Raw genomic sequence first — 24,861 nt, forward strand, 5'->3', positions numbered from 1 at the left:
GTCGCCAGCAACCTACTCACCGCTACGCAAAGGCAGAAAAAGTACACCTAAGCATACCAAATGTGCTTAATCGGCAGTTTCAGCCGAGCAAGCCAAATCAAGTTTGGGCGGGTGATGTCACTTATATTTGGTCGGGTTCAACTTGGTTGTATCTTGCAGTGGTCATTGATTTATATGCAAGGCGTATCGTTGGCTTTGCTACCAGTAAAAGCCCAGATAGCGAACTGACAAAAAAGGCATTAAGAATGGCCTATGAAAGCAGAAGGAAACCTAAACGTATTCTATTTCATAGTGACCAAGGCTGCCACTACACCAGTAAGGCGTACCGTCAATGCCTGTGGCATTTTGGCATGAGGCAAAGCCTTAGCCGACGAGGAAACTGTTGGGATAATTCACCCGTAGAACGGTTCTTTAGAAGCTTTAAAACCGAGTGGATGCCAAAATCAGGTTACGTTTCATTTAACGAAGGTGCTCAGGCGATTACTCAATACATTAATCAGTATTATAATCGTTACCGCCCACATGCTAACAATGGCGGGCTATCGCCAATAATGGCAGAAGAAAAATTTGGATTAACCTCTAAAGAGGTGGCCAGTTTTAGTTGACCACAACACGGTTGTGCGTGAGATACCAGACGTCTTAATGGAGGATGGCAATTACTTAAAATGAATAGCTTCATTGATAGTGAGTAACGGTCGCCTTCGACGGAGCGCACTACATACTCTCGTATCACCAAGCGTTCTAGCATGCGGTAAATTTCACTAGGACTGCGTCCCATTTCTTTGACTATCTCACCTCTTGTTAGTCCAGCAGGTTGCTGTGCTAACAGTTCAAGAATGTCTAAGCCCTTATCTAGCGCGGGTGCTCGGTAAGCAGATTTACTGTCGGTGGTGCTCATTGTCTTTTCTTCAATAGTTTTTCGGCGACCATAATTTAGCATATCTCTTATTGTCTTGTCGTAGCCGTATTTAATCATATACAGATTTTTTATTCATATACGAATTATTGTTTGCATGAATTTATCATATATGGATATACTGTTCACATACAAATAATTGTTGTTACATAGGAGGCTTGTCATTTTACGTTTACAGGGAAAAACCATATTGGTTACGGCTGCTGGCCAAGGCATTGGTCGAGCAAGTGCTATTGCATTAGCTACCGAAGGTGCGAAAGTTATCGCGACAGACCTTTCTAGTGAGTTGATCAATACTTTAAGTCAGGACTATCCACAGATAGTTACCCATACATTAGATGTGACAGATAAGGCTGCGATCGCTAGCTTGGCTGAACAGTATCCAGAATTAGATGGCCTCTTTAATGTCGCTGGCTTTGTGCATGAAGGAACCATCATGGATGCTTCTAGTGACGACTGGGACTTCAGTTTCAATCTGAATGTGAAGTCGATGTATATGATGGTTCAGGCATTCATGCCCGCATTACAAAAGCAAGCAGCCAAAAATGGAACGGCATCAATACTGAATATGTCTTCTATGGCTTCTTCAATTAAAGGCTTTCCGAAGCGCACACTTTACGGTGCGACGAAGGCGGCAGTGCTTGGTTTAACTAAAGCGATTGCGGTTGACTTTGTGGTTGAAGGTATTCGTTGTAATGCTTTATGTCCTGGGACTGTTGATACGCCTTCGTTACGTGGCCGAATTAATAGTGCTGCAGACCCCGTGCAGGCTGAGAAAGATTTCATTAGCCGACAGCCGATGGGTCGAGTCGCAACGGTAGAAGATATGACCCCAATGGTTGTGTACTTGTTGTCTGACGAAAGTAGCTTTGTGACAGGTCAGGGCATGTTGGTCGATGGGGGAGTGACGATATGAATTCGTCGCCGTCATTGGTCGATATGTCTGGTATTGAAAAGCGTTTTCCGGGCGTACACGCGCTTAAAAACGTCTCTTTCAATCTGCGGGCTGGCGAAGTTCATGCTCTGATGGGGGAGAACGGTGCAGGAAAGTCGACGCTGATGAAAATCCTTTCAGGGGTATACCTGCGTGACTCTGGTGTCGTGCGTTTGGATGGTAAGGAAGTTACTTTTGCAGAGCCGAAAAAAGCACAAGATGCAGGTGTTGGCATTATTCATCAAGAGCTGAGTCTGATGAATGACTTAACGGCGGCACAGAATATTTTTATTGGCCGTGAGCCTCGCTTCGGCTTTGGGCGTTTAGATGAAAAAGCTCTAAACCGTCAAGCGAGTGAGATTTTCGCATCGATGAATCTGGATCTTGATCCACGGGTATGTGTGGGTGAGTTAAGTATTGCGCGCCAACAGATGGTTGAAATCGCCAAGGCATTATCCTATCGCTCTCGTGTATTAATCATGGACGAGCCTACGGCTGCCTTGAACGATACTGAGATTGATGAGTTGTTTGTAATCATTCGACGCTTGCAAAAAGAGAACGTAGGGATCATCTACATCAGTCATAAAATGGATGAGCTGAAACGCATATCTGATCGTGTCACGATTATGCGTGATGGTGAAAATGTTGACACGGTGGATGCGAAGGCAACACCTGTGAGTGACATCATTGCAATGATGGTTGGGCGAGCCTTGATCGATAGTGATGTAGAAATACCAGATACCTCTGAAGGGACGCCTGCACTTGAAGTTCGTGGTTTGACTCGTGGAAGAGAGATTGTCGATGTTGGTTTTACGGTACAAAAAGGCGAGATTTTAGGATTCGCTGGGCTAATGGGCGCTGGCCGAACTGAGGTTGCTAGGGCGATTTTTGGTGCTGATCCGCGAGATGCGGGTGAGGTTTTGGTACACGGTAAAAGCGTTGATATCCAAAGTCCAGCAGATGCGGTGGCATCGGGTATCGGTTACTTATCTGAGGATCGAAAGCACTTCGGTCTGGCCATCGGTATGGATATCCGAGCCAATGTTGCTATGGCTTCATTAGAAAACTATACCTCTAAAATGGGCAAGTTGGATGAGGCTGCTATCGGCTTAGTGACGCGAGAATATATCGATAAATTGGATATACGCACACCATCTGATCAGCAAGAAGTACGGCTGTTGTCTGGTGGTAATCAACAGAAAGTAGTTATCGCTAAGTGGTTATTACGTGATTGCGAAATCTTGATTTTTGACGAGCCTACTCGGGGTATAGATATCGGAGCTAAGGCTGAAATATACAAACTTTTAAACCGTTTGGCAGCACAGGGACGGGCAATCATTGTTATTTCCTCTGAGTTGCCAGAAATATTACGGGTTTCGCACCGGATAGCGGTGATGTCTGAAGGCAGACTCACGGGAATACTACCCGGCGGTGCTAACACGACTCAGGAAGCAATTATGCATCTGGCAACTAAGCGCGAAACCGTTAGTGAATCTTTGGGAGCAACTGCATGACCTCGACCGATATTAGTAACCAGCCGTCTTTATTGAGACGCTTGATTAGCGGTGACGCACAGCAAAAGTTACTTGCCTTTGCCAGTTTGGTTTTGTTGTTGATTGGTTTCAGCATAGCATCGCCCAACTTTATGCAGGTCTCGAATATTATCGCGATTTTGCAAGCATCCAGCGTCAATGGCGTATTAGCGATTGCGGCAACATTGGTGATTATTACCGGAGGTATTGACCTCTCGGTTGGCACCATGATGACTTTTTGTGCGGTGATTGCAGGTGTAGTTCTAACCTATGCTGGCTTACCACTTCCTTTCGGTATTTTAGCAGCGATTTTGGCAGGGGCATTTTGCGGTCTTTGTTCAGGCACACTGGTCGCCAAACTCAAAATCCCTCCGTTTATTGCCACCTTAGGCATGATGCTAATCCTTAAAGGACTTTCGTTAGTTATTTCAGGTACAAGACCGATTTATTTCAACGAGACGGCAGGGTTTGATCTGATCTCCCGTGGTTCGATTATTGGTTATTTTTTCCCATCATTACCTATTCCGAATGGTGTGCTGATTCTGTTTCTTGTGGCCATTAGTGTGTCTTATATTTTGAGTCGTACGGTACTAGGGCGGTATTGCTTTGCATTAGGGAGTAATGAGGAGTCAGTGCGCTTGTCAGGCGTAAATACCGACCGCTGGAAAATGGCAATTTATGCCTTATCTGGCGCTATTGTGGGTATCGGTGGTTTGTTGATTGCTTCGCGACTCAACTCTGCACAGCCGGCCTTGGGTTTAGGTTATGAATTAGAGGCAATAGCGGCGGTCGTGATTGGTGGCACATCCCTATCAGGTGGTCGCGGAACGATTTTAGGTACTTTGATTGGTGCGCTGATTATGGCGGTCTTGATCAATGGTTTACGCATCTTGTCAGTGGCGCAGGAATGGCAAACCGTGGTGACGGGAGTGATTATTATTTTAGCAGTGTATGCCGACATGATGCGACGCAGAAAGTCGGGCTAAGTTTGTTAAGTTTTAAAGTGGCGAGGTTTCAGGTTTAGAAAGTAGCTTTATCAATTCTATTTAGAGGACGGAGAATGAACATGTTAAACAGAAGAACATTTGTTTCAACGATCGTAGGTCTTGCATTAGTGGCTAGTGCACCGTTTGCGTTAGCAGACGATAAAAAGATGTACATACCTTTGATATCAAAGGGTTTCCAACATCAGTTTTGGCAGGCTGTTAAATCTGGTGCAGATCAGGCCGCTGAAGAGTTTGGTGTAGACATTACCTTTGAAGGTCCAGATAACGAAACGATGGTTGATCGACAAATCGATATGTTGTCAGCAGGACTTGCGAAAAAACCAGCGGCGATTGGTTTTGCTGCATTAGACAGTCAAGCAGCTATTCCACTGCTCAAACAAGCGAAGAAAGCCGGTATTCCTATTGTTGCATTTGACAGTGGTGTTGAGAGTGACATTCCTGTGAGTACTGCAACGACTAACAATGTTGCGGCTGCGGCACTGGCTGCAGACAAAATGTCTGAATTGATTGGTGGTAAAGGCAAGGTTGCGATTGTTGCGCATGATCAAACTAGTCGCACAGGTATTGATCGTCGTGATGGCTTTATGAACCGTATGAAAGAAAAACATCCTGGTATAGAGGTAGTTTCAGTTCAATACGGCGCAGGTGATCAACTTCAGTCTACAGAAATTTCGAAGTCAATTTTGACAGCGTATCCCGACCTGAAAGGTATGTTTGGTACTAATGAAGGTTCGGCTATTGGTGTTGTAAATGGCGCACGTGAAAGTGCTAGAAAAGGATTAATTATCATTGGTTATGACAGTGGCGCAGCACAGAAAAAAGCTATTATGGATGGTTTGATGGCTGGTGCGATTACTCAAAATCCAGTGGGTATCGGTTATGAAACAGTGAAAGCTGCGGTGATGTCGGCTCGAGGTGAAAAGGTTGAGTTGTTGATCGATACAGGTTTTTATTACTACGACGCGAAGACAATAAACGATCCTAAAATCGCAGCAGTATTATACGATTAAAGGTTGAAGTGCCTTGCCCTTTAGCGATAAGGGGCGGGGGCTTATTTTTATTACAAATATCACACTGAACACGAAACTAAAAATACTATGAAATTATTACGTTATGGCTCTGCAGGTTCGGAGAAACCAGGTTTATTGGATGATAACGGTCATGTCCGTGACCTGTCAGGAGTAATTCCTGACCTTGCTGGTAATGTACTTGAGGCCGATAGCCTGAAGAAAATAGCAGCACTTGATATATCGCAATTACCTGTTGTTGAAGGTGTGCCGCAAGATACTTTGCGCTTAGGCCCATGTGTTGGTGGGATAGGGAAGTTTATTTGTATCGGTTTGAATTATGCCGATCATGCTGCTGAGGCAGGCATGGATATTCCACCCGAGCCGGTCATTTTTAATAAATGGACATCAGCAGTTGTTGGTCCAAATGATGATGTAGTGATTCCTCGTGGTTCAGAAAAAACGGACTGGGAAGTAGAGTTGGCTATCGTCATAGGGACTGGCGGAAGTTATATCTCAGAAGCTGATGCGTTAAAGCATGTTGCAGGTTATTGCCTAGTTAATGATGTGAGTGAGCGTGAGTATCAAATCGAGCGTTCAGGGACGTGGGATAAAGGTAAAGGTTGCGATACTTTCGGACCAACAGGGCCTTGGTTGGTAACACAAGACGAAATTGCAGATGTGGATGATCTAGCGATGTGGTGTGAGATTGATGGACGTCGTTATCAAAATGGTTCGACCGCAACGATGGTCTACAAAGTGGCCTACCTTGTTTCATATTGTTCACAATTTATGTCCTTGCAAGCAGGTGACATTATTTCTACGGGTACACCACCGGGTGTTGGTATGGGGCAAACACCGCCCATTTATCTAAAAGGGGGTGAAGTGATGACGTTGGGTATTACTGGTCTTGGCGAGCAACGTCAGCATGTTAAGCGTGCGGATGAACTGAATGGATCTTGAACTTAAAAATAAAGTGATTGTGGTTACTGGTGGCGGATCAGGTATCGGCGCAGCGGTCACTACAGGTGTGGCGCAGGAAGGTGGGATACCCGTTGTATTGTCTCGCGACTTTCCAGAGCCAGAGTTTTGGGCAGAGGTGTTGTCATTAAGCCCCGATGCGCATGCCATTGTTTTAGAGCTGTCAGATGACGACGCTTGCGCTAGAGCGATAGCGGAGGTGGTTATTAAATACGGCCATATTGATGGGCTGGTTAACAATGCGGGAGTGAATGATAGTGTGGGTCTGGATGCTGGGCCAAAGGCCTTTCGGAAGTCACTTGAAAGTAACTTAATACATTATTACACACTGGCATCATTTTGCTCGTCACACCTTGCTGCTACTCAAGGCAGTATTGTTAATGTGTCTTCCAAAACAGCACTAACTGGGCAGGGTAATACCTCAGGTTATTGTGCGGCAAAGGGTGCGCAGCTTGCGTTAACCAGAGAGTGGGCGGTGGCATTGGCTCCTCAAGGGGTTCGGGTAAATGCGGTAGCGCCTGCTGAAGTGATGACACCTTTATATGAGCGTTGGTTAGAGACTTTTGATCAACCTGAAGTGCAATTAGCTGAAATTGAAAAGCGTATACCTCTTGGTCAGCGAATGACGACGCCTGCAGAGATGGCCGATACCATTTTATTTCTGCTGTCTGCTCGGGCTAGCCATACGACTGGGCAATGGCTGTTTCCAGATGGTGGCTACACACACCTTGATCGCGCAATTGGCAGATGACTGCTGTACTAAAAATGAAAATGATTAACTTGGAACTGTCACTATGAGCACAGAGCAAACATCCGTCCAATTGCATGAAAATGACAATGTTAGAGTGGCTATTGCTACCTTAATTAAAGGTATTTCTAGTTCTGTTGAGACGCCAGTCTCTACAATCCCCTTGGGACATAAGTTTGCTAGTGCTGAAATTAAGACTGATGAGCCTATCATTAAGTACAACCAAATTATTGGATTTGCTTCTGAGCATATTGCCAAAGGTGATCACGTTCATACACATAATTGTCAGTTTCGAGGAGACTTTGAGCGCGACTCCGCGTCAGGTTCTAAGTCTACGCCTACACAATTTTTTGCAGCAGATCAACGCGCTACGTTTATGGGGTTTAAACGTGCTAACGGTAAGGTCGGGACACGCAACTATTTGGCGGTAATGACGACGGTGAATTGTTCAGCGACTGTTGCGAAAATGGTGGCTAAGCACTTTGAAGATGATGCCCTTGATGACTACCCCAATATTGATGGTGTGGTCGCTTTTGCTCATTCAACAGGGTGTGGCATGGGGATGGAGGGGGATGGCTACGATAACTTCCAGCGTATTCTACATGGTTATGCGACCCATCCTAATTTTGCGGGTGTTTTGATGATTGGTTTGGGCTGCGAGACGGCTCAGATTAGTGACTTGAAGAAGAATTATAGTCTTGCGGATGATGCAGGGTTTCAATCTATGACTATTCAGGGTGTCGGCGGCACGCGTAAAGCGGTTGCCGAGGGGATTAAGCGATTAGAGCAGATGCTGCCCGCAGCCAATGCTTGCATACGGGAAAAGGTTTCGGCTGAGCATTTAACGTTGGCGCTTCAATGTGGTGGCTCAGATGGCTACTCAGGCATCACAGCGAATCCAGCGTTAGGTGCTGCAGCTGATTTATTGGTGAGGCATGGTGGAACAGCGATATTGGCTGAAACACCTGAAATTTATGGGGCGGAGCACTTACTCACGGAGCGAGCGAATACACAGGAAGTCGCTGATAAATTAATGGAGCGGATTCGTTGGTGGGAGCACTACACGCGAATTAATAATGGCTCGATTGATAATAATCCATCACCCGGTAATAAGGCGGGTGGGCTAACAACTATTCTGGAAAAGTCTCTTGGTGCTGTTGCAAAAGGCGGAACAACTGACCTGATGCAAGTGTTGAAATATGCAGAGCCAGTGACAGAGAAGGGGTTTGTTTTTATGGATAGCCCAGGTTATGACCCCGTGTCAGTGACGGGTGAGGTGGCTTCAGGCGCAACAGTGGTTTGTTTTACAACGGGACGAGGTTCAGTGTTTGGATACAAGCCTTCGCCGAGTATTAAATTAGCGACCAACTCTCAGCTTTACGAGCACATGTCTGAGGATATGGATATTAATTGTGGTGAGGTGTTGAGTGCAGGTGTGTCGATTGATGAAATGGGTGAGCGGATTTTTCAATTGATTCTTAAGGTCGCGTCAGGTCAGCCTTCTAAGAGTGAGGCGCTTGGCTTTGGAGATAATGAGTTCAATCCTTGGATGATCGGAACGGTGATGTAGTAGCGGGCAAGTAAAGTGATTTATTAATCTATTTTGGTGCGTAAATTTACTTTTGGTTTTTTATGGTGCGAAAAAACTACATACTTAACAGCTTTGCTTGCTAATCAACGGTATCTTTTCTTTGGCTTATTTCTTGCATAAAATAACAAGAAGTCTAAACCAAACAAGGATAGCGATTAGTGTCAGCAGTACCTTTAGAAACAATAGAGCCATCCTCAGGTTGGAAAGCCAAGCTTGAGTTGGGCTATGTTGCACGTGAAACACGCACTGTCTTAGCGCACCGCAGTCGTCGTGGGCCATTAGCTGTCCAACGTGCTTTCTACCCTGAAGGTGCGGTTTGTCATTCCTATATCTTGCACCCGCCCGGTGGTGTTGTTGGTGGCGACGAATTACTTATCAATGTATCTGTCGATAAAGATGCTCAAGCACTGCTAACTACTCCAGGCGCAACAAAATTCTATCGTTCATTAGGCGACAAAGCCCATCAAGTTCAGCGTTTTACAATTGCTGAAAACGCCTGTTTGGAGTGGCTACCACAAGAAACAATTTTCTTCCCCGGTGCAAATGCAGGGCTTAGCACGCAGATTCAGCTACACGCTCTGTCTCGCTACATCGGCTGGGAAGTACATTGTTTAGGTCGTCCAACCAATAACGAACGATTCGAGTCTGGCCAAGTGTTGTTCTCAACGGACATCACACGAGATGACAAGCCGCTATACAAAGAGCGCTTATTTATCAATGGCCTTGGTGACTTAGACGCGTTAGCAGGCTTAAACGGCTATCCCGTTACTGCAACCCTAATCGCACTGCCTGCAACCGACGAAGTTTTACAGCTAGTTCGACAACACTGCCAAAACTTTACTGAGCAACATAAAGCCGACGGCTTTGCAGGCGCTACCTTATTAAATGATGTGTTAGTGGTCCGTTACTTAGGTAACAGTACCGAGCTAGCACATCGACTATTTAGAAATATTTGGCTGAGTATTCGGCCGTTTGTGAATGGCCTTGACGCTGTTTCACCTCGAATTTGGTCCACCTAGGAGGAGCCATGGAATTAACACCTCGCGAAAAAGATAAATTAATGTTGTTTACGGCAGGGCTATTAGCTGAGCGTCGTTTGGCTAGAGGCGTAAAGCTGAACTACCCTGAGTCGATTGCGTTCATTAGTGCTGCTATTTTGGAAGGCGCGCGTGACGGTAAAAGCGTTGCTGAGCTAATGGATTTCGGCCGCACCTTGTTAACGGTGGATGATGTGATGGATGGCATTCCAGAGATGATTCACGATGTGCAAGTTGAGGCGACATTCCCAGACGGTACCAAGTTGGTGACTGTTCACGATCCCATTGTATAAGGTAGGTGACGCATGAAACCGGGTGAAATTATTATAGGTGATGGCGGTGATATCGTCATTAACGAAGGCCGCGACAAGGTGACTGTTTCCGTGGCGAATATGGGTGATCGACCGATTCAAGTCGGCTCTCATTATCATTTTTATGAAACCAATACTGCATTGCAGTTTGACCGTGAAGCCACAAAAGGCTTCCGTTTGGATATTGCTGCAGGTACAGCAGTGCGTTTTGAGCCGGGTCAAACACGTGAAGTGACCTTGGTGAATTACGTAGGCTCTCGTGAGGTTTATGGCTTCAGAGGTGATGTGATGGGGTCGTTGGATAAAGGACACAATCATGAGTGATTCTATGAACAAGATAGATCGACGCGCTTATGCAGAAATGTACGGCCCAACTACCGGTGACCGCGTGCGCTTAGGCGACACAGAGCTGTTCATCGAAGTTGAAAAAGACTACACAACTTACGGCGACGAAGTGAAGTTCGGTGGCGGTAAAGTTATTCGTGACGGCATGGGGCAGAGTCAACGCCCGGATGCTGAGGTTGCGGATTTGGTCATTACCAATGCCTTGATCCTAGATCATTGGGGTGTGGTGAAAGCGGATATCGGCATCAAGCACGGTCGTATTGTTGCGATTGGTAAAGCGGGAAACCCTGATATACAAGACGATGTGAATATCATCGTTGGACCAGGAACTGAGGCGATTGCAGGTGAAGGTTCGATCATTACCGCGGGTGGTGTGGATTCTCATATTCACTTTATTTGCCCGCAACAGGTAGACGAAGCGCTGAGTTCAGGTGTCACCACTATGTTAGGTGGTGGAACAGGCCCTGCGACAGGAACCAACGCAACCACCTGCACACCCGGTATTTGGAATATGCACCGCATGTTGCAAGCCGCTGACTCGTTACCAATGAACATCGGTTTCTTGGGTAAGGGTAACGCGAGTTTGCCGCAAGGTTTGAACGAGCAGGTTGAAGCGGGCGCAATGGGTTTGAAGCTTCATGAAGACTGGGGAACAACGCCAGCTTCGATTGATAACTGCCTAACGGTTGCCGACAACTACGATATTCAGGTAGCGATTCATACTGATACGCTGAATGAGTCGGGTTTTGTTGAAGACACGATGGCGGCGTTTAAAGGCCGTACTATCCACACTTACCACACGGAAGGTGCAGGTGGTGGACATGCGCCAGACATTATTCGTGCCTGTGGTGAAGATAATGTGTTGCCGTCCTCAACCAATCCAACACGTCCATATACGGTAAACACGGTTGATGAGCATTTGGATATGTTGATGGTTTGCCATCACCTTGACCCAAGTATTGCCGAAGATGTGGCGTTTGCTGAGTCTCGTATTCGTCGTGAAACCATTGCCGCGGAAGACATCCTGCATGACTTAGGTGCATTCTCAATGATTGCCTCTGACTCGCAAGCAATGGGCCGTGTCGGTGAAGTGATTACTCGCACATGGCAAACCGCGCACAAAATGAAAGTGCAGCGTGGCAGTTTGGAAGGTGATCCATCCACACATGATAATGCGCGTGCGAAGCGCTATATCGCGAAGTACACTATTAACCCTGCGATTACTCACGGTATCTCACATGAAGTAGGTTCGGTGGAAGTCGGTAAATTAGCTGATTTGGTGATGTGGAAACCTGCATTCTTTGCAACCAAACCAAGCCTAATTATTAAAGGTGGAATGATTGCGTCGGCACCGATGGGTGATCCGAATGCATCTATTCCAACGCCTCAGCCAGTTCACTACCGTCCAATGTTTGGTGCGTTAGGTGCTGCGATGCATGCGACGCGTATGACCTTTATGTCGCAGGCGTCTATTGATAAAAAAGTACCTGAGATGTTGGATTTGAAAAGTATGATCGGTGCGGTCAAAGGCTGCCGAAACATCAAAAAAGCTGACATGATTTTGAATGATTATCAGCCGACGATTGAAGTTGATTCACAGACCTATGAAGTGAAAGCGGATGGTGTGCTGTTAACTTGTGAGCCTGCCGAGATTTTGCCGCTTGCACAACGCTACTTCTTGTTCTGATGATTAGACTTACTACAAAACTAACGCCAGAGATGGCGAGTGAAACCGTTGCTCAAGCGAGTGTTGTTTTGCCTTTGGATCTACGCATTAAAACTCGTCAGCGCGTGACTTTAGAGTCAGGTGAGGATGCAGGGATTTTTCTAGAGAAGGGCGCAATCTTGCGTGGTGGTGAGAAGCTACAGTCAGAAGATGGCTTGGTCGTTGAGATCATTGCGGCAAATGAAAATGTGTCTAGCGTTTATGTGGATGATGCGTTGGCGCTGGCTAAGGCGGCTTATCACTTAGGTAATCGTCACATTCCATTGCAAATCGATACGGGTGTTTTACGCTACCAGCATGACCATGTGTTGGATGAGATGGTGAAAGGCTTTGGTTTAACGGTAACAGTTGAGCAAGCGCCTTTCGAACCTGAAGGTGGTGCTTATAAGAGTGGCTCACATGCCCATGGTAGTCACTCTCATGGCGCGCACAGTCACGGTGATGGAGAGCACTCACATTGACCGAGGTTAGCTCAGTACCGGCAGCGCCAGAGGTGTCAGTGTCTTTGATGCGTCTAATGCAGTTAACTAGTCCTAGTTTGCCTGTTGGCGCGTTTGCTTACTCGCAAGGTTTAGAGTCAGCAGTTGAAATAGGGTTGTTAACTGACTTGGCCTCTTCTCGGTTGTGGATTAAAAACATCATGTCGCAAGGTTTGGCGCGTTTAGATGTGCCGATCTTTTACCGCTTATACCGCGCATGGCAGGCGTTAGATGAGGCAGAGCTAAGGTCACTCAACGCCCAAATATTCGCTCAACGTGAGACTAGTGAGTTACAAGCAGAAGATGCTCACATGGGCGGTGCGTTATCGCGCTTGTTAATTGACTTAGGTATGACTGAAGCTGCATTGTGGCAGCGCTCGGAGCAACTGAGTTTCACAACGATGTTTGCATTAGCAGCAGTGAAGTGGGATATCGAGATCAATCAAGCGGCAACCGGTTTACTCTGGTCATGGTTAGAAAACCAAGTCGCCGCAGCAATCAAATTAGTACCCCTCGGGCAAACCGATGGGCAGCGATTAATTGGGCAATTATTAGAGGATATTCCTGCGCTATTAGTAATGGCACAGCAACTACCCGACGATGAAATAGGCTCATGCCTACCCATGCTAGCTATTTTAAGTGCGCAGCATGAAACCCAATATTCGCGATTATTCCGTTCTTAAGAGAGAAGATTATGGCAGACAGTAAGTTCCTTCGTGTCGGTGTTGGTGGTCCAGTTGGATCAGGTAAAACAGCACTGTTGACGCAGTTATGTAAAGAGATGAAAGACCACTATGAAATGGCGGTCGTGACAAACGATATCTATACCCGTGAAGACGCCGAGTTCCTATTGCGTAATAAGGCCATGGATGCTGACCGTATTGTAGGTGTAGAGACGGGTGGTTGCCCGCACACAGCCATTCGTGAAGATGCGTCGATCAACCTTGCAGCGGTTGAAGGCTTGCAGGTGAAATTCCCAATGCTGGACTTTGTTATCATAGAGAGTGGTGGTGATAACTTGAGTGCAACGTTTAGCCCTGAGTTATCAGACCTCACTATTTATGTGATTGACGTCGCGGCGGGCGATAAGATCCCTCGTAAGGGTGGCCCAGGCATTACTAAGTCAGACTTGTTGGTAATTAATAAGACGGATCTTGCACCAATGGTTGGCGCGTCACTTGAAGTGATGGATACCGATACTAAGCGCATGCGTGGTGATAAGCCTTATGTGTTTACGAACTTGAAAACAGGTGATGGTGTACAGACGATTATTGATTTCATCATTCATAAAGGAATGTTGGACGCGAAAGTTTAGTTATAGCCGTCTGGTTTGTAGCTTAGTTACAAAAACTAAACTCAGCGTTGATATATTATAGATTGATTGAAGTGGGTAAGATCATTAGTATTAAAAGCGTAAGATGATTTCCTCCTCCTCAATCAATTTGAGGTAGTTGACTTAAGCCACTTTGTCTTCTACCTCACTTTGGTTTTTTAATCTCTTCCAGTAAGTCCGCTCAATACCTCAATACCTCAATACATTTCCTGACATACAAATATCTAAGTTTTAGCTCGTCCATAAGCAAAACTTTAATACTTCCTATACGCTTCATTTTTATGACTGATGACATGCGCATTTTTAGCAACGTGATACAAAGAGGCTAATTTGAAGTCATGCATGAATCAATTTTAAATATGTTACGGACAGGTGCTGGCTTACAAGAGTAGCAATACAAGGTGTCTAAGATATTTAGAAAGGGTGATTGAAATATGTGTGTTGGATGTGATTGCAGCTTTTCAACAATAACGGTTTGAAATATAAAAACTAAACACAGAGATAAAATATTATTGTTTGAAGGTCGTGATGAGTATCACTAATATGAAAGGTGTAAGATGATTTTCTCTTCCTCAGTCCAATTGAGGTAGATGACTAAGGCCACTTTGCCCTCTACCTCGCTTCGGTTTTCTGATTTCCCCTCCCAAGGAATTCTGCGCACAATCTTATACTTTTATAGTACCAAGACAAGTTTTTTTTCTGTATCTCCCTCATCGTATAGCCTATCTCAACTGCTGTTTATTGCTGCACCCTTGTTATATATAGCTCTAGCTATATGTTAGTACGAATAAGGGTTAGAATATATAAACTGAGTGGTTAAGTTAAGTCAATTGATTAAGGGCGGCTGAATAGCTAATATCTAACCCGTAAGATGATTTCCTCCTCCTCAATCAATTTGAGGTAGTCGACTTAAGCCACTTTGTCTTCTACCTCACTTTGGTTTTTTAATTCCCCTCCCAAGAATACTCTAGCAAAACTTAGACTGTCTCAGTCATATATAAGTATCCGCTTTTCTCTCAAGTTTAGATCTCGTACCACTCAGCCCATCTAGTTTATACATCGCATTTTGTAGTTAGACTTCAGTCTAAAGCTATCCACGCATAGTATTGTCTATTTTTTATAAGGGTGACAAGACTAGATAGTCTTGGATAGTGAAAGTAGTTAAACGAGATAGTATGAGGAGTTTAGTGCAGAAGAGATGTAGAAAAGCGTTATAAATAAGATGGGTCTATAGGTAAGAGTTTCTCAACGAATTTGTGTTGCGATTATAAAAACTAAACACAGTGTTGATATATTGTCGTTTGATGAACGTGATGAATACCACTAATATAGAAGGCGTAAGATGATTTCCTCCTCCTCAATCAAATTGAGGTAGATAGCTTAAGCCACTTTGCCATCTACCTCACTTTGGTTTTTTGATTTCCCCTCCCAAGGAATTCTGCGCACAATCTTATACTTTTCCAGTATCAAGACAAGCTGTTTCTTTTTCTCTCGCTCTCTCCTGTACATATACTCAAATCTTAATCTGGCGTTCAGCCTTGTAATTACTGCCTTAGGCATTATTGGTTTAGTTTTTTAGGGTTAGAATTAATAAACTGAAAGGTGAGATTAAGTCAATTGATGAGAGGTGTATGAATCGTTAATATCTAACCCGTAAGATGATTTCCTCCTCCTCAACCAAATTGAGGTAGCTGACTTAAGCCACTTTGTCTCCTACCTCACTTTGGTTTTTTAATGTCTGTAATATTTGTATCTCCTTTCGTATGATCCAAGACGTTTCATCTTAAGTCTCACCAAAGTCTCACCAAAGACTCACCCCTTCAGTTCCTCTTGTTCAAAACCCCATAGGTTGCATTAGTCGTGCGAATGGTAATTCTTGTTAGACTCCGCGCGTTATTTTCTGTAATTTAGTCGCGATACGCTTTCTCTTACACCCAAAGTCTGGAAACCACCTAATGACAAGCAAAACAAAGCCAAACAGCAAGCAAGCGAACGAAAAAATTACTTTCAATGTTGATCAAAAGCATAAATATGACTTGATCGTTATTGGTAGTGGCCCTGGAGGACGTCGAGCGGCAATTCAGGGTGCTGAGTTAGGTAAACGTGTGTTGGTTATTGAAAAAGGTCAAAAGGTTGGAGGCGTGTCAGTGCATACTGGAACAATTCCTAGTAAAACGATGCGTGAGACAGTGCTTAATTTGTCAGGGATGCGCGAGCGTGAGTTTTACGGACATAGTTATCGTGTAAAAGAAGATATTTCTGCTGCCGACATTTTTGAGCGATTAAATAAAACGCTTCATCACGAAGTCGAAATTCAAGAAATGCAGCTCAATCGTAATCGCATAGAGACTATTTATGGCTTAGCGAGTTTCGCTGATGCTCATCATATAAATATTCATACTGAATTGGGTGATGGTCCTTGTGTTCGTGGTGAAATCATTGTGATCGCGGTAGGGACTAAACCATACAGACCCGATTACGTTCCATTCAACGGTGAAACAGTTGTAGATAGCGATGAACTGTTGAGTATGAAAAAAATCCCAAGTTCACTGGCTGTTGTTGGAGCGGGTGTTATTGGTCTTGAGTATGCGACTATTTTTAGTGCGCTAGATGTGGCGGTTACTTTGATCGATCCACGGACTAAGATTTTGGACTTTGTGGATCGCGAGGTCATGCAATACACGGTAAACCAATTGCGTGATAGTGGTGTAACTTTCCGTCTAGGTCATAAAGTAGAGAAGATAGAGAAGGATCCTGTGAGTGGCCGTCACTTGTGCTACTTAAATAGCGGTCGAATGGTTACTGCTGAAGTGGTGTTGTTTGCGGCTGGTCGAGTTGGAACTACCGATCGCTTAGGTTTAGAAAACTGTGGTTTGGACGTCGATGACCGTGGTCGCATAAAAGTTAATGAGAATTTTCAAACAGCGATCGAAAACATTTATGCAGTTGGTGATGTTATTGGTTTCCCAAGTCTTGCCTCTACCTCGATGGAACAAGGTCGCGTAGCGGTTTGCCGAGCTTACAACCAACCGATGAATGACATGTCACAATTTTTCCCATACGGGATTTATTCTGTGCCAGAGATTTCAATGGTAGGAATGACGGAAGAAGACGTTCAGAAACGTAATATTCCTTATGAGGTCGGTGTTGCCCGTTTCCGTGAGACAGCTCGTGGGCAAATCATGGGACTAAGAACAGGTTTAATGAAGTGTATTTACTCTATAAAGACTCAGCGTTTGCTAGGTGTGCATATAGTAGGTGAAGGTGCGACTGAGCTAGTTCACATTGGACAGTCAGTAATGGCGCACAAAGGGAAGCTAAGCTTCTTTATTGATAATACCTTTAACTATCCAACACTTGCAGAAGCATACAAAATTGCAGCGTTGGATGCTGCAAGTCGTATGCCGCCCGGTTCTGAAGGCTAAATTTGAGTAGTTGAACAGGCAGGGCAGTTGGGGTTTTTAGTAAGCTTCATTCTCTGCCACTCTAGGTGTTGAGCGTCCAGTAATAGTAGTCTCCCTACAAGTGCTGGGCGCCCTAAAAGCACGTTGATAGTTTCTTGTGCTTGCATCGTCCCAATAATGCCAACTACTGGTGCAACTACGCCTTCCATTGAGCAACTTGCGCTTTCTACGCCCGTGTCAGGGTATAAGCAATTGTAACAAGGGCTATTTTTATCACTTGAATCAAAGGTTGTAACTTGACCTTCTTGGCGAATAGCCGCCCCAGATACCAAAGGCTTCTGTGCTTTTATGCAGGCTCGGTTTAATTCAAAGCGGCTAGGGAAATTATCAGTACAGTCGACGACGACGTCTGCGCGTCTGACTTGCTCTAAGAGTTCATTATCACTTAATTCATGATCAATCGTCGTGATATTAGTTTGTGGGCTGAGCGACTTAATGAACGCTTTTGCAGAATCAACTTTGAGCTGCCCCACAGTTTGCTCAGTGTGAATAACTTGTCTCTGTAGGTTTGAGCTTTCGACAACATCAAAGTCACTTAGGGTTAGATGCCCAACACCAGCCGCCGCAAGGTACATTGCAACAGGCGAACCGAGTCCACCCATTCCTATAATAAGTACATTGGCGTCTAATAGTTTTTGCTGACCAACTTCAGTAATAGCAGGTAGTCGGATTTGTCGATCGTATCGCGCCCGTTGCTCAGGGGTCATTTGTTAGCTTCCTCTGCCATATTACTCATTCTCAAACGCCATTCGTTCGATTAATGCAAATAATATCATAGGCTGGAGCGTTTGGAGGAGGGAGTAGATAGGTGAGTAGTGTTTATTCCGGCTAGTGAAACGAAAGAAGGGCAGCGAAAAGCTGCCCTTCTTTATCAACGAAAATAATCTAACTTTATTTGCCAATCCACAATGTCAGTGAGCCATGGCTAGAGGTGTGTCGAGAAGTCTTGTTGTGATGACGAGACTGCTTCTGGTGGCGAGCCTGGCGGTACTCGTGGTTGCTCGTGTACGACTTGATTCGCTTGTAAGCGCTTTTTAATCGTTTCTCAAGCGTATTGCGTTCCCACTTTTTTAGGCCGCCTCGGCGATACTTATGCTCAAGGTTCGCTACTTCCTTTTGTTCCTGGAGAAGTCTTTTTTCTTCGTAGCGTGTTAGCGAGCGGTTTTTAACGCCGTTGCTAATTAGCCGTGCTTGTAGAGCCTGAGCTTTGTTTACGCTAAACACGGGCTTAGTCGGTTTATGGTAGCGATTGTGATCTCGGTCGTTATGACTTTGATGAGCACTTGCCTGCATTGACAGAATTAGTCCAAGTGCAGCAACTCCAGTTGTTATGATTTTTTTCAACATTCTATGTCTCCTTTTTATAAAAGTAGTGCGTCCTTCTATTAGTTAAAGCGCGAACCGGAGAGTAGGAGGGTCATCTTTTATTATTTATATAGCTTGAAGAAGGTTGGTTTGTGGTGTGAATTACAAATAACAACAACTGTTGCTGAATTGGTACAGTTTGTACGGTGCTTATGTAAAGGAATGTAAATAATTATTTTACATATATAATAGTTAGCAACTATCTCTGTGTTCAATAGTTTTTTAAACGTTTTTTGGCTTTTTATTAGTTATTTTTAGGTTAAATTTGTATTTATTGATGATATTTTGTTTTAAGTAATTTCAAATATGTAAAAATTTGTTGCGTCAGGGCAACAAAGTGGTTAATCTAGCATATAAGTTATATGTTACTTACGGGGTTACAGTGGCGTAACTTCGGTATTTTTAAAAAGGGTAGGAAACATCAAAATGAAATTAACAACACTAGCAATCGCTATTGCAGCGGCTTCACTTTCTTTTTCAGCACAGGCTGCTGATATCAAGTTTGGTGGTGATTTTCACGTCGGTTACAAAAGTAGTTTCGGTGACAACAACGGTAAGCACCTTCAGGACGAAGGCTCTGAGCTGTGGATGAATATTAGTGAGAAAGCTGGTGGTCTTACGTATTTCGCTCACGTTGAGTTAGAGTTTGACGGTGGTATCTACGGCGATGACGGCGATAACAACGATGGCGATGAGAGCGACGATATTGAAATTGATGAACTTCAAGTTGGAGTTCAAGGAAAATTCGGTAAAGTTATCTTTGGTGATATCGAAAATGCTTGTGATAAGCTAGAAGTAGGTGGTGACTGGAATGAGTTCTACGCTGCGAGTGATAGCCGAGGCGATTGTGGTGGTGATCACGAAGGTACAATTCTTTACACTAAAAAAATTGGTAAGGCAGAGGTAGGTATTTCTCATAACACAGATACTGATGAGAATTCTGCTGCTGTACGTTACAAAGCTAACAAGAACTTAAGTGTTGCTCTTGGTTATATCCAAAGAAAAGGCGACTTAGATAATATCGTTTCTGCATCAATTACTGCACAGAAAGGTAAGTTTGGCCTTAAAGCTCGTGTAAATGATAACGAGACTAGCTCAAATGGTGATACTGGATACAGCGTTTTTGCTGCTTACAGTCTTACTAAAGTTGACCTAATCAACATCGGTACTGACAACGACGATAGAGTTTCTTTGGGTTACAACCGTAAGCTTTCTAAGAACTCTAAGTTGTTCATCGAAGGCGTTAAGCAAGGTAGTGGAGATATTGAGCATGCTGTAGGTGTTCAATACAAGTTCTAATATGACTTGCTAATTTGATCTTAAAAAGGGATGGCCTCGCGGCCATCCCTTTTTTTTTGCCCTAATTTTAGTGTTATTTGTATGAAGTAATTAGTGGTAAAAACCTCGAATTAACGGTGGTTTGTGGTGTTTTTGTCTTTCATTTTAGAGCGTGCGCTGTTGTTTTTTGATATAAATGTTGTTGCTTTTTCCCAACAGGTATAATAATGTTCTCCCAAGACGTAAGTTTTACGAGGTATGTACGTCATATTTCGAATAAATATAAAGTATGTAAATCTAAAGGGAATAGAAATGAAATTAAGCATAATCGCAATCGCAATCGCAGCAGCTTCAATGACTGGTGCAGCACAAGCTGAACTTAAAGTTAGCGGTGACGTTACAGTAAGTTACCAAGAAGATGGTACTGGTGGTTCGTCTTCTTTTGATGGTGCTGGTACTGAAGTAATCTTTGATGCTTCTCAAAAAGTAGGTAACTTAACAGTTTTTGGTTCTGCTACTGCTAACATCGGTGGAACTGGTTCTACTGTAACAGCTGATGATGTATTTCTTGGTCTAAAGGGTGCTTTTGGTACTGTTAAGATCGGTGATACAGACAACGGTTGTGATACTGTAGACACTGGTTGGGTTGCAGATGATGTATTCATCTCTCACGATTCAGGCGGATGTGCAGGTTCAGATACAAGCAACGTTACTTACTCAAACACTCGTGGCGCTATGACTTACGCTGCTTCTGTAAGCCCAGAAGACTCTGCTGACAACTTTGCTGTTGGTATCAAAGGTAAGATGGGTCCTGTTACGGCTAGTTTTGGTTATGAGAATGGCGACTTAGATGGTGATGCAACTACTTCTGATGTAGATAATGTTGTATTGGGTCTATCTGGAAACTACGGCCCGGTTGCTGTAGGTGTTCGCATGAATCAAATGGATGGCGGCGATACAGACTTCGGTTATACTGCTCAATATGCTGCAGGCGCTAACAAGTTCTATGCTGGTTTCGGTGATGTGACTGATCAGGATTCTAAGTACCTAGGTTACAACCGTTCAATTGGCAAAAATACTATTGCTGTAATTGAGTGGACGGACAAAGATAAGCTTGTTGATAATCAAGTAGCTGTTGGTCTTAAGCACAGCTTCTAATATTGTTCTATACAATATGAAGAACAAAAAAGGACAGCTTAGGCTGTCCTTTTTTGTTGATGGATGAAGTGAGTTTCCATCATGAATAGTTCTAATCACTAGTTATTTTTTTACCTTACTCTTTCGTCTATGACAGTAGAGGTTGAGGTATAAGGTAGTCGATAATATCGTGTAAACGTATCCATAGCCTGAAGTAATGGATTATCTTCATTTCTATCTAGAGGTTTGAAGATTAACTCAGATAAATCTAAACCTATCCCAAAGCGTAATTCAGTTTTAGCTTCTGGAAACTCATCTTTTTCTGAGCTTTTGAAGCCTTCAGTGTGGTAACCAAGTTGTAGTTCAAAGTACTTTAAAGGCGTTGTTTTTAGTCTCTGAAACCCACCAAGTTTAAGTGCTGCCACATAGGTATATGCTGAGTAGTTAGTTATTGGATGGTTATTGTTTGAATCAGTAGGCTCGTATTCGACCCGAAGATCAAGCTTGTCATCCAGTCCAGGTACTGTGTTCTTTAGATAAGAAACCCCAATACCCGCAGTGTTCATGATTAAGTCTTCGTACGAAAAGCCGTGATCATCAGAGTAGCCATCAAAAATTTCTACACCAAACATAATAGCACTCGAAAATAGTGCACTCTTTCTCGCAGCGGCTAACTTATTGTCAGTTTTTTGGTTGAGTCTTTTATTAAAAAGTTCGTTGATGAGGTATGAGGAGTACATATGCCCAAGTTTATCTGCACCTGCACTACCAGTATCTAGACCAAACCATCCTTCATCATTAAATTTAAATGAGTTACTAGTATCCCAGTTCCAGCTGTCTACACCTAAGTAGATTGCACCCGCGGTAATTAGACCAACTTCCCACTTTATTGCACTTGCTGCTTCAGCAGTAGTCAGTGTGTCTGCTGCGTGAGCAATATTGGCACTGCTGCTAATTGTTAAAAAAAGTGCTGAGGATAAAACGAAACGTTTCATTGAAAAGGCTTCCCTGAAGTTGGCAAATAAGTCGTATTAACTCCCTAAAGAGTATATGTCGCATATTAACCCAAAAATTTGTCGCATACTTCTAAAAGACAAAATTCATGTGTGCTTTGGCCTGTTATGTGTGGTTTTAATTTTGATTTAAGTTTTCGATATATAGTAATTATTTATTTGAGTAATTTCATAGTGGGGTGTATCCCCCTTTATCTATTGTTCTCTACCACTTACAGGTGGGCAGGGAGAGTCAGCTAGGCTAGAGCTGCTAGGATCTAAATTATTAATTTAAAACATATCTAGATGAAGGTTGTTGGGCTCAATAATGAAAATATATAAATGTCTACTCGCGCTTGTTGTCGCTGGCTTGCCTGTAATAACAGTTTATGCAGAGGATGGGCCTTGGCCTACGTCCGTCGAAGATAATGTTACGTTAACTGCTGATCAACGCGTTTATTTACCGGTATTGGATAACGATATTGGTGTTGAACTCGTATTATTTGATGTAAATACAACGACAGCTAAGCTTGGCAGTGTTGAAATGGGTACAGATAAAACAGGTGTTTACTATCAGTCTGCGAATGGTTTTACCGGTGAAGATTCTTTCTGGTATGCATTTGAAGATAACTTAGGTCGAACGAATGCTGCAAAGGTAATTGTTACTGTATTAGAGCCTACACCAGTGGATCCGCCTGAAGAGGTAGAAGACTTGTATCTTGGTTGGCCTGTTGCGACGCCCGATAATATTACTGCACTACAAGACGAAACAATTACTATCGCTGTGTTAGAAAATGATAATGGTCTTGAATTAGGTTTAACCGATGTCAATGAAGTGACCGTTAGTAATGGTTCAGCAGCAATTATAGAAGATAAAATTGAGTACACTCCCTATCAAGGTTTTATTGGTGAAGACTCTTTTTGGTATCAGTTTACTGATGCAAGAGGGCGAGCTAATAGCACACAGGTTAGAATAACGGTTAGCGAAGAAGATGCTGTAGTTCCTCCAGTCGAGCCGCCAACGCCCGAAGTTCCAGAACCAGAAGTTACCTTTAGTAATGTAGAGATGCACTACAACTTGTTGCAGGCTCAGTCACAAATTTTTGGTGAGACTGGCGGAAACTATTTCATGTCTTTAGCCGAGCCTGCTACCTCAGGAAGCACTAGTTTGTTATTGGGAGGTGATTACGAAATTAAAGATGGTCAGCTAATAACGTACTTATCAACTGATGGCGAATACTACACTTTAGCAACTGATACTTTAGATGGTAGGGTGCTGAGTTTGAAGCAGCCGTTGCCGGCTGATACGGCTGATAATATCTGGAATTTCTATGATAATGCTGCTCATCCAAATTGGTACGGATATTTGTCTGTTGCCGACTTTGCTGTGCGAGAGTTGAGCGTAGATGTTCTTAATTCAGGTAAGCACCTTATGTTGGGTGATAGTTGGTTTCAAAGTGGTGGTATAGAGCAGCGTTTAAAAGAAAGGCTACCCGATGCTGAAATTAGTAATAAAGGAGTCGGTGGTAGAACCGCAGGTGAAATCTTAGCTGCATTTGATACCGATATTGAAGGACAGTCTCCTGACTTTGTTTGGTTGATTGCAGGAACGAATGATTATTTCCAAGATGTTAGTCTGGAAATGTACACAGAAAACATGCGGTCTATCATTGAAAAAATAAATGACAGTGGTGCGAAAGCAATTGTTATTGATAGCTCAGTTGCACCGAAAATGCACGGTAGTGATGTATTAACCGAACTGTCTCATGAGTACTCAAATGCAGTAGAAAGCTTATTGGTATCGGAAAATTAATCGTTGACTGTAGTTTGCAGGAATTGATGTGCTATGCTAAGTCTAGATTTTGGGATAATATATTAAGATAATGAAAAAGTTACTTACCTACAGCTGTGCTGCTCTTTTACTGCCAACCCTCGTGTTAGCGGAAGAAAAGCCCGTGGAAACACGAATTAACAAAGTGCGTGTGGGTGGTTCACTTAGTTTTAATTATGACAGACCTATCTTCAAGGGCATCAATTCAACGACAGGTTATAGCTTAGTACCAAGACTTAGCTTAGGTCCTGTTAGAGATGATGAAAAAAACGGTAAAGCGGGTAATGGCTTTGTTGGTCCTTTAAAATTCATGCTTAAACCACGTTTTGGCTTCTTCAAGCAGGGTTACGATGCAAGTGACTCAGTAATGCTGGACGGCATGAAAGATCGTGATTCATCATTTAATCTAGGCCTTAAGTTCCAAACTAGAACACCTGTCGGTACTTTTGTGCTTGAAGGCGGTTATGATGTTATTGGCAAGCATGATGGTTTTGAAGGTAGTCTACTGTATACAAATCGTATACCGCTTGGAGCATCTCGCCTACGACTTTATCCTGAGGTGGGTGTTTATTACTGGAGTAAGCGTGTTTCTGACTACTACTACGGTGTGAATCTTGGTGAAGTATCTGTTGGTCTTGATCGTGATGCTTATGACTTAAATAGTACAACCAATTACTTCCTAGGTTATAGAGTGGAGTATCCTTTAACTAAGAAGTGGGGACTAACTCATTCACTACGCTCTACTTGGTATGATGACGCAATCACAGATTCACCTATCGTTGAAGATGACGCGGATAATGATGTTAGAGCGACGTTTGGTTTAACGTACGATTTCTAAATGAATATT

General features: G+C 43.6%; 24 protein-coding genes. 20 read left to right on the forward strand and 4 right to left on the reverse strand.

All coding sequences use genetic code 11. The annotated features are described in order from the left end of the window. Positions 1-605 (forward strand): IS3 family transposase (locus DKT75_RS14130; RefSeq protein WP_109824089.1); only part of this gene is annotated, 605 nt, incomplete at its 5' end. Here the strand turns inward: DKT75_RS14130 and DKT75_RS14135 are convergent. Further along, on the reverse strand, positions 512-976 hold the full coding sequence (locus DKT75_RS14135) for a helix-turn-helix domain-containing protein (protein ID WP_342767353.1): 465 nt from the start codon (positions 974-976) through the stop codon (positions 512-514). The two genes, DKT75_RS14130 and DKT75_RS14135, sit on opposite strands and share 94 nt — an antisense overlap. 130 nt (positions 977-1,106) lie before the next feature. Here DKT75_RS14135 and DKT75_RS14140 point away from each other — a divergent pair, with 130 nt between their 5' ends. The 15 genes from DKT75_RS14140 (at position 1,107) to sthA (ending at position 17,372) form a co-directional block, all read left to right on the forward strand. Then, positions 1,107-1,832: an SDR family oxidoreductase gene (locus DKT75_RS14140; protein WP_109824090.1), complete on the forward strand. Its 726-nt coding sequence runs from the start codon at positions 1,107-1,109 to the stop codon at positions 1,830-1,832. Beyond that, positions 1,829-3,364 carry a sugar ABC transporter ATP-binding protein gene (locus tag DKT75_RS14145; protein ID WP_211665438.1) on the forward strand — a complete coding sequence of 512 codons (1,536 nt, stop codon included), beginning with the start codon at positions 1,829-1,831 and terminating at the stop codon, positions 3,362-3,364. Before DKT75_RS14140 ends, DKT75_RS14145 begins: the two co-directional genes overlap by 4 nt. Continuing rightward, positions 3,361-4,368 carry an ABC transporter permease gene (locus DKT75_RS14150; RefSeq protein ID WP_109824091.1) on the forward strand — a complete coding sequence of 336 codons (1,008 nt, stop codon included), beginning with the start codon at positions 3,361-3,363 and terminating at the stop codon, positions 4,366-4,368. Before DKT75_RS14145 ends, DKT75_RS14150 begins: the two co-directional genes overlap by 4 nt. 74 nt (positions 4,369-4,442) lie before the next feature. Further along, positions 4,443-5,399 (forward strand): ABC transporter substrate-binding protein, encoded by a 957-nt coding sequence (locus DKT75_RS14155; protein WP_245923218.1) that lies wholly within the window; start codon positions 4,443-4,445, stop codon positions 5,397-5,399. 87 nt (positions 5,400-5,486) lie between these two features. Beyond that, positions 5,487-6,359, forward strand: coding sequence for a fumarylacetoacetate hydrolase family protein (locus DKT75_RS14160; RefSeq protein ID WP_109824093.1), 873 nt, complete (start codon positions 5,487-5,489; stop codon positions 6,357-6,359). Continuing rightward, complete coding sequence (locus DKT75_RS14165; RefSeq protein WP_109824094.1) at positions 6,349-7,128, forward strand: L-fucose dehydrogenase; 780 nt, start codon at positions 6,349-6,351, stop codon at positions 7,126-7,128. Before DKT75_RS14160 ends, DKT75_RS14165 begins: the two co-directional genes overlap by 11 nt. Before the next feature lie 43 nt (positions 7,129-7,171). Beyond that, positions 7,172-8,695 carry a UxaA family hydrolase gene (locus DKT75_RS14170; protein ID WP_109824095.1) on the forward strand — a complete coding sequence of 508 codons (1,524 nt, stop codon included), beginning with the start codon at positions 7,172-7,174 and terminating at the stop codon, positions 8,693-8,695. Between the two features lie 179 nt (positions 8,696-8,874). Continuing rightward, positions 8,875-9,735 (forward strand): urease accessory protein UreD, encoded by an 861-nt coding sequence (locus tag DKT75_RS14175; RefSeq protein ID WP_245923227.1) that lies wholly within the window; start codon positions 8,875-8,877, stop codon positions 9,733-9,735. Positions 9,736-9,743: 8 nt separating this feature from the next. Next, entirely contained in the window at positions 9,744-10,046 is a 303-nt protein-coding gene (gene ureA, locus DKT75_RS14180) for an urease subunit gamma (protein WP_109824096.1), read from the forward strand. A gap of 12 nt (positions 10,047-10,058) precedes the next feature. Then, the gene (locus tag DKT75_RS14185; protein WP_109824097.1) at positions 10,059-10,388 is read left to right on the forward strand and encodes an urease subunit beta; all 330 of its coding nucleotides are present in this window, start codon (positions 10,059-10,061) and stop codon (positions 10,386-10,388) included. Positions 10,389-10,392: 4 nt separating this feature from the next. Then, positions 10,393-12,096 (forward strand): urease subunit alpha, encoded by a 1,704-nt coding sequence (gene ureC, locus DKT75_RS14190; RefSeq protein WP_109824540.1) that lies wholly within the window; start codon positions 10,393-10,395, stop codon positions 12,094-12,096. Then, entirely contained in the window at positions 12,096-12,596 is a 501-nt protein-coding gene (ureE, locus tag DKT75_RS14195) for an urease accessory protein UreE (RefSeq protein ID WP_109824098.1), read from the forward strand. The genes ureC and ureE overlap by 1 nt, the downstream gene beginning before the upstream one ends. After that, positions 12,593-13,297, forward strand: coding sequence for an urease accessory protein UreF (locus tag DKT75_RS14200; protein ID WP_211665439.1), 705 nt, complete (start codon positions 12,593-12,595; stop codon positions 13,295-13,297). Before ureE ends, DKT75_RS14200 begins: the two co-directional genes overlap by 4 nt. An 11-nt stretch (positions 13,298-13,308) precedes the next feature. Next, positions 13,309-13,929 carry an urease accessory protein UreG gene (gene ureG, locus DKT75_RS14205; protein ID WP_109824099.1) on the forward strand — a complete coding sequence of 207 codons (621 nt, stop codon included), beginning with the start codon at positions 13,309-13,311 and terminating at the stop codon, positions 13,927-13,929. A 1,973-nt stretch (positions 13,930-15,902) separates the two neighbouring features. After that, positions 15,903-17,372: a Si-specific NAD(P)(+) transhydrogenase gene (gene sthA, locus DKT75_RS14210; RefSeq protein WP_109824100.1), complete on the forward strand. Its 1,470-nt coding sequence runs from the start codon at positions 15,903-15,905 to the stop codon at positions 17,370-17,372. On the opposite strand, the gene DKT75_RS14215 is transcribed toward sthA, so the two are convergent. Both DKT75_RS14215 and DKT75_RS14220 read right to left on the reverse strand, forming a co-directional pair. Then, positions 17,369-18,118 (reverse strand): HesA/MoeB/ThiF family protein, encoded by a 750-nt coding sequence (locus tag DKT75_RS14215; protein WP_109824101.1) that lies wholly within the window; start codon positions 18,116-18,118, stop codon positions 17,369-17,371. The genes sthA and DKT75_RS14215 overlap by 4 nt on opposite strands. A 184-nt stretch (positions 18,119-18,302) precedes the next feature. Then, a complete protein-coding gene (locus DKT75_RS14220) occupies positions 18,303-18,758 on the reverse strand; it encodes a hypothetical protein (protein WP_109824102.1) in 456 nt (151 codons plus the stop codon). A 444-nt stretch (positions 18,759-19,202) separates the two neighbouring features. Between DKT75_RS14220 and DKT75_RS14225 the strand changes: the two genes are divergently transcribed. Further along, the gene (locus DKT75_RS14225) at positions 19,203-20,075 is read left to right on the forward strand and encodes a porin (protein WP_109824103.1); all 873 of its coding nucleotides are present in this window, start codon (positions 19,203-19,205) and stop codon (positions 20,073-20,075) included. Positions 20,076-20,366: 291 nt separating this feature from the next. Beyond that, on the forward strand, positions 20,367-21,212 hold the full coding sequence (locus DKT75_RS14230; RefSeq protein WP_158278879.1) for a porin: 846 nt from the start codon (positions 20,367-20,369) through the stop codon (positions 21,210-21,212). 110 nt (positions 21,213-21,322) lie between these two features. Here DKT75_RS14230 and DKT75_RS14235 read toward each other — a convergent pair whose 3' ends face one another. Beyond that, a complete protein-coding gene (locus DKT75_RS14235; protein WP_109824105.1) occupies positions 21,323-22,186 on the reverse strand; it encodes a DUF2279 domain-containing protein in 864 nt (287 codons plus the stop codon). A gap of 325 nt (positions 22,187-22,511) precedes the next feature. Here DKT75_RS14235 and DKT75_RS14240 point away from each other — a divergent pair, with 325 nt between their 5' ends. After that, positions 22,512-23,996, forward strand: coding sequence for an Ig-like domain-containing protein (locus tag DKT75_RS14240; protein WP_109824106.1), 1,485 nt, complete (start codon positions 22,512-22,514; stop codon positions 23,994-23,996). Between the two features lie 70 nt (positions 23,997-24,066). Further along, a complete protein-coding gene (locus DKT75_RS14245; RefSeq protein WP_109824107.1) occupies positions 24,067-24,852 on the forward strand; it encodes a MipA/OmpV family protein in 786 nt (261 codons plus the stop codon). Positions 24,853-24,861: the final 9 nt, after the last annotated feature.

Origin of the sequence: Leucothrix arctica (assembly GCF_003172895.1) — a bacterium.
Taxonomy (GTDB): Bacteria; Pseudomonadota; Gammaproteobacteria; order Thiotrichales; family Thiotrichaceae; genus Leucothrix; species Leucothrix arctica.

Excerpts from the sequence above, each read along its gene's own strand:
- DKT75_RS14135 (WP_342767353.1), bottom strand. The coding sequence starts at position 976 with ATGATTAAATACGGCTACGACAAGACAATAAGAGATATGCTAAATTAT.
- DKT75_RS14145 (WP_211665438.1), top strand. The coding sequence starts at position 1,829 with ATGAATTCGTCGCCGTCATTGGTCGATATGTCTGGTATTGAAAAGCGT.
- DKT75_RS14150 (WP_109824091.1), top strand. The coding sequence starts at position 3,361 with ATGACCTCGACCGATATTAGTAACCAGCCGTCTTTATTGAGACGCTTG.
- DKT75_RS14155 (WP_245923218.1), top strand. The coding sequence starts at position 4,443 with ATGAACATGTTAAACAGAAGAACATTTGTTTCAACGATCGTAGGTCTT.
- DKT75_RS14160 (WP_109824093.1), top strand. The coding sequence starts at position 5,487 with ATGAAATTATTACGTTATGGCTCTGCAGGTTCGGAGAAACCAGGTTTA.
- DKT75_RS14165 (WP_109824094.1), top strand. The coding sequence starts at position 6,349 with ATGGATCTTGAACTTAAAAATAAAGTGATTGTGGTTACTGGTGGCGGA.
- DKT75_RS14170 (WP_109824095.1), top strand. The coding sequence starts at position 7,172 with ATGAGCACAGAGCAAACATCCGTCCAATTGCATGAAAATGACAATGTT.
- ureA (WP_109824096.1), top strand. The coding sequence starts at position 9,744 with ATGGAATTAACACCTCGCGAAAAAGATAAATTAATGTTGTTTACGGCA.
- DKT75_RS14185 (WP_109824097.1), top strand. The coding sequence starts at position 10,059 with ATGAAACCGGGTGAAATTATTATAGGTGATGGCGGTGATATCGTCATT.
- ureC (WP_109824540.1), top strand. The coding sequence starts at position 10,393 with ATGAACAAGATAGATCGACGCGCTTATGCAGAAATGTACGGCCCAACT.
- ureE (WP_109824098.1), top strand. The coding sequence starts at position 12,096 with ATGATTAGACTTACTACAAAACTAACGCCAGAGATGGCGAGTGAAACC.
- ureG (WP_109824099.1), top strand. The coding sequence starts at position 13,309 with ATGGCAGACAGTAAGTTCCTTCGTGTCGGTGTTGGTGGTCCAGTTGGA.
- sthA (WP_109824100.1), top strand. The coding sequence starts at position 15,903 with ATGACAAGCAAAACAAAGCCAAACAGCAAGCAAGCGAACGAAAAAATT.
- DKT75_RS14215 (WP_109824101.1), bottom strand. The coding sequence starts at position 18,118 with ATGACCCCTGAGCAACGGGCGCGATACGATCGACAAATCCGACTACCT.
- DKT75_RS14220 (WP_109824102.1), bottom strand. The coding sequence starts at position 18,758 with ATGTTGAAAAAAATCATAACAACTGGAGTTGCTGCACTTGGACTAATT.
- DKT75_RS14225 (WP_109824103.1), top strand. The coding sequence starts at position 19,203 with ATGAAATTAACAACACTAGCAATCGCTATTGCAGCGGCTTCACTTTCT.
- DKT75_RS14230 (WP_158278879.1), top strand. The coding sequence starts at position 20,367 with ATGAAATTAAGCATAATCGCAATCGCAATCGCAGCAGCTTCAATGACT.
- DKT75_RS14235 (WP_109824105.1), bottom strand. The coding sequence starts at position 22,186 with ATGAAACGTTTCGTTTTATCCTCAGCACTTTTTTTAACAATTAGCAGC.
- DKT75_RS14240 (WP_109824106.1), top strand. The coding sequence starts at position 22,512 with ATGAAAATATATAAATGTCTACTCGCGCTTGTTGTCGCTGGCTTGCCT.
- DKT75_RS14245 (WP_109824107.1), top strand. The coding sequence starts at position 24,067 with ATGAAAAAGTTACTTACCTACAGCTGTGCTGCTCTTTTACTGCCAACC.